Below are 12,211 nucleotides of genomic sequence, written 5' to 3' on the forward strand. Positions count from 1 at the left end.
CCCCCTTACCAGGTGCGCGCCGGGCTGGCCCGGTAGCTGCCCTGGCGCAGTTGTGCGGCCGCTGCCGCCTGCTGGGCTTCCTTGTCGGCGTCGGCCTGCATCTTGGTTGCCATCGCGTTCTGCTGCGCGATCAGCAGGCCACGAATCTGCAAGAGCTGGTTGGCCTGCTGGCTGGCGAGCTGGTTGGCGTAGCCGATGGCCTGCATTTGGCCCTGCGCGCCCTGCGCTGCCGATTGAAGACGCTGCAACGTCGCTGCATCGGCCGTGAGATTCGTTTGCTGCCTATCGAGGCCCTTGAACAAGGCATCGTTGGCCTTCTTCTGCGACTCGCTCGCGAGCTGGGCCACATTCCGAAGTGCTGCGCGTTCCGCGTCGGAGCACCCTGCCGCCGTAAAGCACGGCGAGTTCTTGTAGTAGTTCACGTCCTGGAACTTGCCGATGTAGCTGTCCAGGCTGCCGAGTTGGGTCTTGTAGTAATCCAGCGTGTTGACCGCGTTCATCAACCCGTTGATGGTCGATTGCGCCTGATCCCAGATATACGCGGCCGGGGCCATCGTGTTCTGGAGTTGGTTTTGATACTGCTGGAGCTGGGTGCTGTACTGCTCAATTTGCTTGAGCGTCTGGGCCACCGATTCGATGGCCGTCATGATGTTCTGCGACAGGTTGGTGCCGTCGATGACGGGGATGCCAGCCTGCACAGGTGTGACCGCCAGCGTGCTCGAAACAGCAATGACGAGGGCCAATTTAGCGGCTAAAAACTTCGGCTTCATGGTGCTTTTCTCCTATGGCGTTAGTAATCGAAGGAACGGTACGGCTTGGAAAACGTCATGTCCTTCGTGACCACGACGTTGAAGCGATACCCCGGCCGAATTTCCAGCGTCGGCGAAATGCTCAGGTTCTTGGCGATGAGTTGCGCCGTAACCTGGCCGAGCTGCTGGCCGAGGGCTTCGCTTAGGGCACTGCTGGCGCTCGGTGCGCCATAGGTGTTTGTGGCCTGGTTCTGGCGTTGGCTGTAGGTGATGCCTGCTGTCACGCCGGACATGAGGAAGGCCGAGCCGAACAGGCGCACATAGTGGTTGTTCACCTGGTCGTGGAAGCCCGCGTATCCCGCGCTGTCCGCGCCTGGCATCGCGCCAATGTCCATCGCCTTGCCATCGGGGAACACGATGCGTTGCCACGCAACCAGCACGCGCGCTTGGCCGTAGGCCACGTCGCTCGAATACGAGCCGACGAGGCGCGATCCCTGCGGGATCAACAGGTGCTTGCCGGTCGGTGTGTCGTACACGTCCTGCGCGACCTGGGCCATGATTTGGCCCGGCAGATCGGAGTTGATGCCCGAAATGAGCGTGGCCGGCACGACGAAGCCCGCGCGCAGCTCGAACGGTGTGCGCGGCGCTTCCGGCTGCGAATCCAGCTTCCAGCGGTCGCCCTGCCCACCTTGGCCGAACTGCGCCATGCTGTTGCGCCCGCCGCCGCTGGTCGAGGTTTGCAGGAGCTGCGGCGCACCGCCCGCGCCCATGCCGCCGGCGGCCGGAGCCGCGCCGCCACCACCGACGCCCATGCCGCGAATCTGCGCCAGGCGTGCTTGATAGGCGGCGGTCGGATCGTTGCTGCGCTGCGCGTCGATTTGCTGCTGCACCGCTGCGATGCGGTTCAGCATTTCATCGCGCGTCTGCGGCGTGCCGGTGTAGGTGCTCGGGCCACCCGGCGCGGAGCCGTTGCTACGCGGGGCATCCACGCGCACGGTGGTCTCGGCCTTCACGGCTTCGCCGAACATCTGCATCTTCGCCATGCGGATGCGCTGGGCCTCGTCGTCGTTCACCGGCTGGCCCGGGTTGCCGGGGTTGGCCGGCGGGGCCGGCGGCGCGTCCGGGTTGGACGGCCGCGCGATCTCCAGCGGAGCCGACGCCGGGCCGGTCGGCATGTCGGGCACCTTGAGCGGGCTTGCCGGCTCGATCAAGCCGCCGGTCTTGTCGCCTGCGATCTCCTTGGCGAACATCGACGTGTTGCCGGCCTTCTCCTTGGGGCCGTCCGCCGGCGCGTTCTGCTTGGCCGCGCGATCCGCCGCGACCAGGGCCATGACCAGCACGAACGACAGCAGGACGCCGCCGAGGATGTACATGGGCATGTTGTTGACGCGACGGACGCCCGCCTTCTTGGACACTTCGCCAGGCGAAGCGTCAGGTGCCATCTGATCGGCGTTTTCTGTCATGGCGTCACTCCTTGCGCACCCAGTACCCGGCCGGCGCGAACGTGCCGTTTTGCGCCAGGTAAGGGCGGGTGATGGATTGATTGCCGACCATCAAGGTCAGGCGGTACAGGTTCGAGTCGCCAGCCTGGTCGAGCACGTAGCGCAACGGCAGGCCGCCCGACGCGGCCGTGGTGGCCGGTGCGCTCGCCTGCGATGCCGCCGAGGCCGGGGCCTGCGTGGAAGCGCCGGCCGGGGCGTACTCCAGGAGGGCATAGCCCTTGTCGCGCAGCGACTTGACGAGCGCCTGGCCGAACGGATCGGGCGTCGGCTGTTGCAGCTCCAGGCGCGTGCGCGCCGGCGCGTACAGCGTGGCGAGCTGCTGCACCGCGTCGGTGGCGAGCTTCTGCTGATCGAGCGCGGCCGACTGGACGAAGTTGCCGTACTGGCTGGTGGTTGCGCAGCCGCCGAGGCCCAGGGCGAGGGCGAGCAGCGCGAGAGAGACGATCTTGCGCATGGTCACTTCCTCCGGCTGATGGTCACGCGGTCTTGGCTACTGCCAACACCGGCAATCAGGATCGCGCGGTCAAACACCGTGTCCACGATGTAGCGATTGCCCTGCACGCGGTAATTGACCAGCACCGTTTCGTCGTCGGTGAACAAGCCGCCCTCTTTGCGCACGACCAGGAGCGTCGGCGCTTCGGTCTGCTGCATCGTGCCGGGCATTTCGATGATGGTCTTGCGGCCATCGTTGTAGACGCGCACAGGCTTCCAGCTCGCCGACCCGGACAGCTCATAGTCGAACGAGAGATCGCCCAGGTACTCGCCCGTCGCCGGCAGGGTGTTGTCGGTGCGTTCCTGCTTCTCGCGGCGCTGGATCGCGTCCCACTTGGCTTGCGCTTCCTCGGGGTACGTGAACGAGACTTGCGGCATGTACTCGGTGCGATGCGAGCGCAGGCGGAAGTGGTAGCTGCGGCGGTTCGTGGTCACAACCAGGCTGGTTTCGAGGCCCACGTCCATCGGCTTGATGATGAGGTGCTGAACCTCGGTCGCGCCGCTGCCGGTGATGGCCGGTTCCACCGTCCACCTGGCCGTGTCGCCCAGGTTGATCGAGTTCACTTGTTCGCCGGGCTGCAAGGCCACGTCGCACACCTGGAGCACCGCGCAAACGATGCTCGGCTGCTGCGCGCCGTACACGAACTTGATGGCACCGCCCGAGCCGGCCACCGGCTTGATGCCGGTCGCCGACCCCGCTTCCCACCGTTTGGCGATGGCGAGCGCCGCGCGCTCTTGAGCGGTCAGCGTCGGGTTGGTCTTGTTGAAATACTTGTCGGCAATGTCGTCGCCAGGGGCGGCCAGAGCCAGGGAGGGCACCGCCACAGCAGCGCCCACGATCAAAGCGGAGAGGGTTTTCTTCATGGTGGATGACCTCGAATTCATTGGATGCGGGACCAGGAGTAATCACGCACGTAGATGCTCAACGGGTTGTTCCGCAGTTGCTCATCGGTGGTGTTGGGCGTGACCTCGGCGATGTAGGTAGTCACGAGCGCGCGCCAGGTGACGGGCTGACCTTTCAGCGTGCCTTGGCGGTCGCGCGTGGTTTCCACCCACTCGACTTGCCAGGTGTCGGGCGTTTGCGGGATGACGGTCTTGATCTCGACGCTGACCATTTCCTTCTCCACTGGCATCGGTCTTGCCACCCTTGAGCCAATCCTCACGGATCTTCTCCCAGTTGCCTTGGCGCATCTCCTCCAACTGTCCCAAGTGCCCTGACTCGAAACCGAAGCGCAGGATCTGCTTCTCATCGATGCACTCGTGCTCCCATGACCCTTGGCGTCCGAGTTTGACGAAGCGCACTGAGGTGGGGTGGATGGGGAACTGCTTACTGCTCATCAGTGATCCTCCGGGTTCTACCCCGTTTCGACGGACGGTTTGATTAAGGCTGAAAAGGATTGATTCCGCCTCGCCACTCTACGGCGCATGCGCGGGTTGTGGACCACACGCACATTCGCACGCGCCCTTGGGCCCGGCCTGCGGCTGAGCCAGCCATAGAATCCACTTGTTGAGACTTCGAGACAGCGGCACATCATCCCGACGGGATAGTCGATTTGGCAGCGATCAATCACCCTGTACCGTTCGGTGACTGCTTCGCGAAGTACGCTGCCGCGTCTCCTAAAAAATCCCGCTCCCTGGTCACCCTCGACAACTCGCGCTTGAGCCTGGCCACTTCTTCATCCCGGGGCATCCCGCCGCCCGGGAACGACTTGCCGCCCTCAGCATCTGCCTCGCGCACCCAGCGGGTGAGCATGTTCGGATTGACGCCGACCTCCAGTGCGATCTGACGGCAGCTGGAATTCGACCGCCGCACCAGGTCGACGAGCTCCCGTTTGTACTCGGGGCTGGAACGCTTGCGCTTCGACATAGACACTCCTTTCGCTCAGTGTGAGCCTTGGTGGATGTGTCAGTGAAATCGGGGCAGAACCCCCTCGTCCCCATGTTCAGGTGCGTAGTTCCAGCACTATGATTGTGCGAGCGCGTACTTTCCAGCCCGAACTCTAACGGGCTGGAGCGACTGCAGATACGAAGTGCTGCAGGAGCGGGAGGGGCGATCGCGATCAGCCGGCCACTTGGACTCAATGCCGAAGCGGAGTTCGATTGATCCATGAAATCAGGGAGGAAGAAATGCGCATTGAATCCGTAACCATCGCTGGCTTTCGTTGCTTCGGCCCAGAGCCGACCAAGGTGGCGATCTCTCCTGAGATTACCGCTATCGTAGGAACTAATGGAGCTGGCAAGACTGCCTTTCTGCAAGCCCTGACGAAGCTTTTCGGCGTCACTCGCGCTCAGCGCACCATCCAGCTCTCAGACTTCCATCTGGGTGCCGGAAGCAATCCAGATGATCGAGAGAAGAGAACCCTCTTCATCGACGTCCTTATCGGTCTGCCAGAGCTGATAGACGGTACTGCGACCCCAGAAACCATCGCTCCGACGTTTCGACACATGCTCGTTGAGCGGAAAGATGAGCATCCGGTGTGCCGCATACGTCTCGAAGCGAACTGGGAAGACGACGGCACAGTCGAGGGCGAGGTGACGCAGGAGCTGGTCTGGGTTGAGACGCTCGATCCGGTCCCGGCCGTAGACAAACGCCACCCGTTGTCGGCATTGGATCGTGGGTTGATCCAGCTTTACTACACACCAGCCAGTCGAGATGCGACGGCCCAGATCAAGGCGACGACCGGCGCGCTCGCATCGCGTCTGCTTCGTGCAATCGAGTGGTCAGACGAGACTGAAGAAGCCGTCCGAGAAACGACAACGAATTTAGCCACGGCGTTCGAGGATGAGACTGCGATCGCCGCGATTGGCAAGGCGATACAGAAGCGCTGGTCCAGCCTTCATGATGACGATGTCGACCAGAAGCCCAAACTTAGCCTCGTAAGTCGGCGGTTCGAGGAGGTCGTCAACAAGATTGCCGTCATCTTCCAGCTCGGGCCTGACGGCCATGAACGCGGCCTCGATGCACTGAGTGATGGGCAGAGATCCCTGTTCTACTTCGCCCTCGCGGCCGCCGTGTTCGACCTCGAACGCGAAATCGTGCAAGGCACGGTCATAGGATTTCGACATGACTCGCTCCGCAGCCCATCGCTCACGATCTTTGCCCTTGAAGAACCAGAGAATCATCTGTCGCCGTATTACTTGGCGAGAATCATCGAGCAGGTGCGCTCGTTGACGGATGAGCGAAGCGCACAGGTAGTTATCACAAGCCACTCGCCCGGTGTGTTGAGTCGCGTGAAGCCCCACGAAGTTCGCTACTGTCGGTACACACCACTCACTCGCACTTCCACGATCAAGAGGATAACGCTGCCTCCCAAAAGTGATGAGGCGGGCAAATTCGTTCGCGGCGCCATGCTTGCCTACCCCGAACTCTACTTTGCTCGATTCGTGCTGCTTGTAGAAGGGGATTCAGAGCGGATTGTTCTGCCAATTCTGGCCGATGCTCTCGACCTGCTGATTGATCCTGCATTTGTCGCGATCGTTCCCTTAGGCGGCCGTCACGTGCACCATTTCTGGCGACTGCTTAGCGAGCTTGGCATCCCATATGCGACCCTTCTGGACCTGGACTTGGGAAGGGGTGGAGGTGGGTTTGGTCGCGTGAAGACAGCCATCCAGCAGTTGATTGGCATCGGGGCTCCCAAGCCCATCCTTCTCGCAGCGAGCGGAGGGGTGCTGAGCGACTCAGACCTCGCAGCCATGCACGGATGGGATGAGCAGTACCTGGATGGGTGGATCGATCACCTGAAGCAGTTCGGTGTGTACTACTCAGCGCCGCTCGATCTCGACCTTGCAATGCTGCAGGCATTTCCAACAGCTTATGAAGCCATCATCCCTCCAGGGGGCGGTCCCGAGCTGACCGTAGAGAAGGCAACGGAAGTTGTTCTAGGTGTAGCTGGTAGTGGAATTGCGTCGTACGGCGGGGACTACAAGGTGTACCCGCACATGTTTCCTGCATATCGCTACCACTTTCTGACGAACAGCAAGCCTGCGACACATCTGGCTGCGTTGACTCACATCAAAAAGGCAGAGGCTCAATGTGAGATGCCTCCTGTACTGAAGGATCTGCTCAAGCACATCGCCAAGTCCTTGAAGAAGGACTGAGTCGTGCAGATCTCAGCTCGACGGATCGCCCCAGATTCTTGGCAGCCAACAGGCGTTGAAGCCCTGGAGCCGAATGCCTTGGATGTTGTTCGATCGGACAACAATCGCTCTGTTATCGCCGGTCCTGGTGCGGGGAAGACTGAGCTCCTCGCGCAGCGCGCCGCGTATTTATTGCAAACCGGGGTGTCGCCTTCTCCGAGGCGGATCCTCGCCATCAGCTTCAAGCGAGACGCAGCCTCCAATCTTGCGGCTCGAGTGCGCAAACGTTGTCATCGTGCGCATGCTGAGCGCCTGGATTCGATGACATTCGACGCCTTTGCCAAGGGACTGCTTGATCGCTTCGGTCAATCTCTACCTACTCGGTGGAGGCCGCGGTCAGACTTCGAGATTGTTTTCCCAACGCCGAGAGACTATCGGGATTTTCTTGGTCGGGAGATTGGCCCGCCGCCGCCTATCGTAGGCACCTATGCCGACATCCAGGCGATCTCCGCTGAGACATTCGAAAGGCGGCATCTGGTTGGATCGCCATTGCCCGTGGACGGATGGATCAGCCCTACGCCGCAGCAGTGGGCGGCCGATTGCGTGTGGCAGCGTGCGCTTCACCAGCGGCCTAAGACCTTCCTTTCGTTTCCGATGATCGGGAGGCTCGTTGAGCTGATGTTGCGCACGAACCCGATCATCCGAGACGCTCTCAAACTTACCTATTCGCACCTGTTTCTGGATGAGTTCCAGGACACCACGCAGATTCAGTACGACCTTGTCCACACCATCTTCTCTGGCTCCGAAGCAGTGATTACTGCCGTTGGTGACAACAAGCAGCAGATCATGCGATGGGCGATGGCTATGGACGACCCTTTCGACGTGTTCGAGCAGGATTTCTCCGCGCTTAGAACGCCGCTTTACAACAACTACCGGTCATCGCCAGATCTTGTCCGTATCCAGCATGTGTTGGCTAAAGCATTGGATGATCGTGCGGTTGCACCAGTTTCGAAGACCGCCGGCAGTGTTTCCGGTCAAAGCTGCGCTGTTCTGAACTTCTCAACGCCAGAGCTCGAAGCTTCGAAGCTAGCGGCCACAGTTTCAAGTCAGATGCAGCTTCACAACCTGACTCCACGCGATTTTGTCGTGCTTGTCCGACAGAAGGCAGCCGAGTATGCAGAAGTTCTCGGACCCGCATTTGCCCTTGCAGGCATTCCTCTGCGCAACGAAGCGGACAAGGTGGGAAAGGTCCCGCTGCAGGACCTGATATCTGACCCAGTTTCGGAGATCGTATTCCAGATACTACGTTTAGCTTGCTCCAAACGATCAGGAAAGAGCTGGACGGCGTGTCAAGCTGCTCTGCTCTCACTGCACGGTGTGCAAGTAGAGGATGAGAGAGGCCAAGCCAAAGTGACTCGCGAGCTCGACCAGTACGCGATCAATCTTAAGATGCAGAATCCGCGGCCGCCAACATCCGAGACAGAAGCTCGCCGCCTCGTCGACTCCATTCTCGACTTTGTGGGGCGTGCGAAATTGATCGCCGCCTATCCCGCGTACGGACATGGAGGTTGGCTTGAAGAGGTGATCGAGTCTGTATCGGAGCACCTCTTGGCGTCGTCAGCACAAGTGGCAGATTGGTCCGCCGCACTCGATAGCTACGAGGGTGCTCATGCAGTACCGTTGATGACAATCCACAAGAGCAAGGGCCTTGAGTACCACACGGTAATATTCGTAGGCTTGGATGACGGGGCTTGGTGGAGCTTTACGAAAGACCAGTACGAAGCGACTGCTGGCTTCTTCGTTGCTTTCACACGCGCGAAGCAACGCGTCCTCTTTACCTACTGCGCAAGACGGGGGGGCAAGCGAGTAATCGCGACGCTGTATGGACTCTTGGAGGCGGCGGGGGTCAAGAAGTTCAATGGTGACTGATCAAGCGCGAGTCGAGTTGCAGTGTGTGGTTGTAGGCGGTAAGGACCGCTTTCGGCCGATAGCGGATGTACAGAGGTGTTGACCACGTTTCCAACGTGGTCGGAGCTTAGTTGAGCAACTCTAGCGAACCGCACTCGGCGCCGTTCAAAGTTCAAGCTCGGAACTTCAGGGCTTGGATAATCACCTTCAAGGCCGGCGTAACCTGCCGGCTCTTCGGGAAGTACAGGTGATAGCCCGGCATGACGGGGCGCCAGGCGTCCAGCACGCTGACGATTCCGCCCGACGCCAGCATCGGCGGGGACTGCGACCGCAGCAGATCCGCGAGACCATGCCCCGCCACCGCGGCTTCGAGAATCAGCTCCGGACGGTTGAACGCCAGACGTCCCGACACGCGCGTGCGCGTGGCTCGGCCGTTGCGCACGAATTCCAATGCCGGAAAACCGCCGAGTGATGGCAGCCGCCGGTTGATGCACTGGTGGTTCACGAGGTCGGCCCGTGTGTCCGGAGCGACGTGCACTGCCAGATACGCTGTGTCTTGCGCGGAGGCTGCCGCCGACGAAAGGTCATGAGAAGATGAACCCGCGTGTAGCTTCCTGACGGCAGCGCGGGTATCAGAAGAAATTGCGGGTATCCAAGCGGGTACGTATCCGGAAACTGAGGATTCTTGGCCTTTAAAATCAATTGGATGCATCGTTAATGCTGCTGATGATCGACAACTACGACAGCTTCACCTTCAACCTCGTGCAGTACCTGCAGATGCTGGGTGCCGAGGTGAAGGTGGTGCGCAACGACGCGCTGAGCGTCGAGCAGATCGCCGCGCTGCAGCCTTCGCACATCGTGGTGTCGCCGGGGCCGAAGACGCCCGACGACGCCGGCGTGTCGCTGGAGGTGATCCGCCGGCTCGGGCCGTCCATCCCGGTCCTCGGCGTATGCCTGGGCCACCAGGGCATCGGCCAGGTCTATGGCGGCCGCGTGATCCGCGCCGGCAACATCATGCATGGCAAGACCTCGCCGATCCGCCATGAAGGCAAGGGCGTGTTCGCCGGCCTGCCGGACCGCTACGAGGCCACCCGCTATCACTCGCTGGTGGTGGACAAGAACGCGCTGCCGGCCGAGCTGGAAATCACCGCCTGGACCGAGAATGCCGATGGTTCGATGGAGGAGATCATGGGCCTGCGCCATCGCGAATACCCGGTGGAAGGCGTGCAGTTCCATCCCGAGTCCATCCTGACCCAGCACGGCCACGCGCTGATGAAGAATTTCCTGGACCGCACGTGCTGATCGAACCGGCGCAACTGCTGCTGTTCATGCTGGCCGGGTGGGTGTTGAACCTGACGCCGGGTCCGGACGTGCTCTACATCGTCAGCCGCTCCCTGCGCGGCGGGCGCCGCGCAGGCTTTGCCGCCATCGCCGGTATCAGTGCCGGTTGCCTGGTGCATGTGGCGCTGGCGTCGCTGGGGCTGGGCGTGCTGCTGGCAACCTCGGCCACCTTGTTCACGGTGATCAAGTGGGTCGGCGCGGTCTATCTGCTGTGGGTGGGCGTGCGCCTGCTGCGCAATACCGGCGAGTCGACCCTGCAGGCCGATATCGCAGCCAACAGCGGTAGTGCCGGCTCGTGGTGGCAGGTATTTGCCGGTGGCTTCCTGACCAATGTGCTGAACCCGAAAGTGGTGCTGTTCTTCCTCGCCTTCCTGCCGCAGTTCATCGCCCCGACGGTGCAGAACAAGGCCTTGGCGTTCGCCTTGCTTGGGCTGGTGTTCACCGTCAACGCGCTGCCGATCAATGCCGCCTATGTGCTGGCCGCCGACCGCGTGCGCAGCAGCCGCTGGGCCGCGCGTGGCATGCAGTGGCTGGACAAGCTGGCCGGCGTGCTGTTCATCGGCTTCGGCCTGCGCCTGGCATTGACCGCAAGGCCGACACCGTGAGCCTGGAAGACTTGCGCCTGTTCGTGGTGATGCTCGGTGGCCGCCATGCGCGCGCCAATACCGAAGTGCATGACGTGGTGTTCGCGGTAGGGCCCGGCATCGAACAGACCTACCCGCAGCTGCGCCAGCAATGGTTTGGTGAAGCGGCCGGCCTGCACCTGGATTCGTGGATGACGGTGGATGGCGTCGAGGACTGGCAGGTGCGCCTGTCGCCGGACGCGCCCGCCGCGGATGCGCCGACGCTGTTCTTCGTCAACCTTGGCGGTTACGTCGATGGCCAGTTCGGCGAGGACCACCGATACCTGCTGGTGGTTGCCGCCAATGCGGTCGAGGCCAAGCGCAAGGCGCTGGCACAGGCCGCCGCGCAGTGGATCAAGCCGCACCGCGATGCCCTGCTGGAAGTGGACAGCTGCTTGCCGGTAGGCCCGATCGGCGGCCTGCACGTGCAGCTGCTGCGCGGGGCGCACGCGGGCATCCACAGCCAAAGCGACTACATCGTTATTTCCTGATTTCTGGAGTTGTCATGACCATCACCGCGCAGGAAGCCCTGCAACGCACCATCGAACACCGCGAGATCTTCTTCGACGAGATGGTCGACCTGATGCGGCAGATCATGCGCGGCGAGGTTTCCCCGACCATGACCGCGGCCATCCTCACCGGCCTGCGGGTGAAGAAGGAAACCGTCGGCGAGATCGCCGGCGCGGCCACGGTGATGCGCGAGTTCGCGTTGCCGGTGGCGGTGGCCGACAAGACCCATCTGGTCGACATCGTCGGCACCGGCGGCGACGGTTCGCACACCTTCAACATCTCCACCTGCTCGATGTTCGTGGTCGCCGCCGCCGGCGCCAAGGTGGCCAAGCACGGCAACCGCAGCGTGTCGTCCAAGTCCGGCAGCGCCGATGCGGTGGAGGCGCTGGGCGCGGTGATCGAGCTCAATCCCGGGCAGGTGGCGCGCGCCATCGAACAGACCGGCATCGGCTTCATGTTCGCGCCGATGCACCACCCGGCGATGAAGGTGGTGGCGCCGGTACGCCGCGAGATGGGCGTGCGCACCATCTTCAACATCCTCGGCCCGCTGACCAATCCGGTCGGCGCGACCAACATCCTGATGGGCGTGTTCCATCCCGACCTGGTCGGCATCCAGGCGCGCGTGCTGCGCGAACTCGGCGCCGAACGCGCGCTGGTGGTGTGGGGCCGCGACAACATGGACGAGATCTCGCTGGGCGCCGGCACCCTGGTCGGCGAGCTGCGCGACGGCAAGGTGCGCGAGTACGAGATCCACCCGGAAGACTTCGGCATCGCCATGTCGGCCAGCCGCAATCTCAAGGTCGCCGATCCGGAAGAGTCCATCGCCATGCTGCGCGGCGTGCTCGACAACCAGCCCGGCCCGGCCAACGACATCGTCGCGCTCAACGCCGGCGCCGCGCTGTACGTGGCCGGCGTGGCCGACAGCATCGCCGACGGGCTGGCGCGCGCGCGCCCGGCCCTCGCCCCCGGCCGCGCCCCCGCGCCCCTGGGGCAGTACGTCGCCCCCCCC

General features: G+C 62.4%; 13 protein-coding genes. 6 read left to right on the plus strand and 7 right to left on the minus strand.

Annotation, left to right across the window (positions count from 1 at the left end; all coding sequences use genetic code 11):
- Positions 1-5 precede the first annotated feature (5 nt).
- The 6 genes from trbJ to QMX80_RS02050 form a co-directional block, all read right to left on the minus strand.
- A complete protein-coding gene (trbJ, locus tag QMX80_RS02025; protein WP_010890135.1) occupies positions 6-770 on the minus strand; it encodes a P-type conjugative transfer protein TrbJ in 765 nt (254 codons plus the stop codon).
- 20 nt (positions 771-790) lie between these two features.
- On the minus strand, positions 791-2,212 hold the full coding sequence (locus QMX80_RS02030) for a TrbI/VirB10 family protein (protein WP_282274952.1): 1,422 nt from the start codon (positions 2,210-2,212) through the stop codon (positions 791-793).
- Between the two features lie 4 nt (positions 2,213-2,216).
- Positions 2,217-2,705, minus strand: a complete 489-nt coding sequence (locus QMX80_RS02035) for a conjugal transfer protein TrbH (RefSeq protein ID WP_006122479.1) — start codon at positions 2,703-2,705, stop codon at positions 2,217-2,219.
- A 2-nt stretch (positions 2,706-2,707) separates the two neighbouring features.
- Positions 2,708-3,607 carry a P-type conjugative transfer protein TrbG gene (gene trbG, locus QMX80_RS02040; RefSeq protein WP_006122480.1) on the minus strand — a complete coding sequence of 300 codons (900 nt, stop codon included), beginning with the start codon at positions 3,605-3,607 and terminating at the stop codon, positions 2,708-2,710.
- A gap of 17 nt (positions 3,608-3,624) precedes the next feature.
- On the minus strand, positions 3,625-3,993 hold the full coding sequence (locus QMX80_RS02045; protein ID WP_345782338.1) for a VirB8/TrbF family protein: 369 nt from the start codon (positions 3,991-3,993) through the stop codon (positions 3,625-3,627).
- 317 nt (positions 3,994-4,310) lie between these two features.
- The gene (locus tag QMX80_RS02050; protein WP_282274954.1) at positions 4,311-4,610 is read right to left on the minus strand and encodes a transposase; all 300 of its coding nucleotides are present in this window, start codon (positions 4,608-4,610) and stop codon (positions 4,311-4,313) included.
- A gap of 233 nt (positions 4,611-4,843) precedes the next feature.
- On the opposite strand from QMX80_RS02050, the gene QMX80_RS02055 reads away from it, so the two are divergent.
- Positions 4,844-6,841: an AAA family ATPase gene (locus tag QMX80_RS02055; protein WP_282274955.1), complete on the plus strand. Its 1,998-nt coding sequence runs from the start codon at positions 4,844-4,846 to the stop codon at positions 6,839-6,841.
- A 3-nt stretch (positions 6,842-6,844) separates the two neighbouring features.
- Positions 6,845-8,749, plus strand: a complete 1,905-nt coding sequence (locus QMX80_RS02060; protein WP_282274956.1) for an ATP-dependent helicase — start codon at positions 6,845-6,847, stop codon at positions 8,747-8,749.
- 151 nt (positions 8,750-8,900) lie between these two features.
- On the opposite strand, the gene QMX80_RS02065 is transcribed toward QMX80_RS02060, so the two are convergent.
- Positions 8,901-9,440 (minus strand): LysR substrate-binding domain-containing protein, encoded by a 540-nt coding sequence (locus tag QMX80_RS02065; RefSeq protein ID WP_282274958.1) that lies wholly within the window; start codon positions 9,438-9,440, stop codon positions 8,901-8,903.
- Positions 9,441-9,445: 5 nt separating this feature from the next.
- On the opposite strand from QMX80_RS02065, the gene QMX80_RS02070 reads away from it, so the two are divergent.
- The 4 genes from QMX80_RS02070 to trpD form a co-directional block, all read left to right on the plus strand.
- The gene (locus QMX80_RS02070) at positions 9,446-10,030 is read left to right on the plus strand and encodes an aminodeoxychorismate/anthranilate synthase component II (RefSeq protein WP_282274960.1); all 585 of its coding nucleotides are present in this window, start codon (positions 9,446-9,448) and stop codon (positions 10,028-10,030) included.
- Entirely contained in the window at positions 10,024-10,674 is a 651-nt protein-coding gene (locus QMX80_RS02075) for a LysE family translocator (protein ID WP_282274961.1), read from the plus strand. Before QMX80_RS02070 ends, QMX80_RS02075 begins: the two co-directional genes overlap by 7 nt.
- Entirely contained in the window at positions 10,671-11,183 is a 513-nt protein-coding gene (locus QMX80_RS02080) for a DUF1543 domain-containing protein (RefSeq protein WP_235504257.1), read from the plus strand. Before QMX80_RS02075 ends, QMX80_RS02080 begins: the two co-directional genes overlap by 4 nt.
- A 14-nt stretch (positions 11,184-11,197) precedes the next feature.
- On the plus strand, positions 11,198-12,211 hold a 1,014-nt coding region (trpD, locus tag QMX80_RS02085), incomplete at its 3' end, for an anthranilate phosphoribosyltransferase (protein ID WP_282274963.1).

Source organism: Stenotrophomonas sp. PS02297 (assembly GCF_029959705.1).
In the GTDB taxonomy this organism is placed as follows: domain Bacteria; phylum Pseudomonadota; class Gammaproteobacteria; order Xanthomonadales; family Xanthomonadaceae; genus Stenotrophomonas; species Stenotrophomonas nitritireducens.

What these genes read in the sequence shown, in the direction of transcription:
- trbJ (WP_010890135.1), bottom strand. Translation starts at nt 770, where the DNA reads ATGAAGCCGAAGTTTTTAGCCGCTAAATTGGCCCTCGTCATTGCTGTT.
- QMX80_RS02030 (WP_282274952.1), bottom strand. Translation starts at nt 2,212, where the DNA reads ATGACAGAAAACGCCGATCAGATGGCACCTGACGCTTCGCCTGGCGAA.
- QMX80_RS02035 (WP_006122479.1), bottom strand. Translation starts at nt 2,705, where the DNA reads ATGCGCAAGATCGTCTCTCTCGCGCTGCTCGCCCTCGCCCTGGGCCTC.
- trbG (WP_006122480.1), bottom strand. Translation starts at nt 3,607, where the DNA reads ATGAAGAAAACCCTCTCCGCTTTGATCGTGGGCGCTGCTGTGGCGGTG.
- QMX80_RS02045 (WP_345782338.1), bottom strand. Translation starts at nt 3,993, where the DNA reads ATGAGAAGCAGATCCTGCGCTTCGGTTTCGAGTCAGGGCACTTGGGAC.
- QMX80_RS02050 (WP_282274954.1), bottom strand. Translation starts at nt 4,610, where the DNA reads ATGTCGAAGCGCAAGCGTTCCAGCCCCGAGTACAAACGGGAGCTCGTC.
- QMX80_RS02065 (WP_282274958.1), bottom strand. Translation starts at nt 9,440, where the DNA reads ATGCATCCAATTGATTTTAAAGGCCAAGAATCCTCAGTTTCCGGATAC.
- QMX80_RS02070 (WP_282274960.1), top strand. Translation starts at nt 9,446, where the DNA reads ATGCTGCTGATGATCGACAACTACGACAGCTTCACCTTCAACCTCGTG.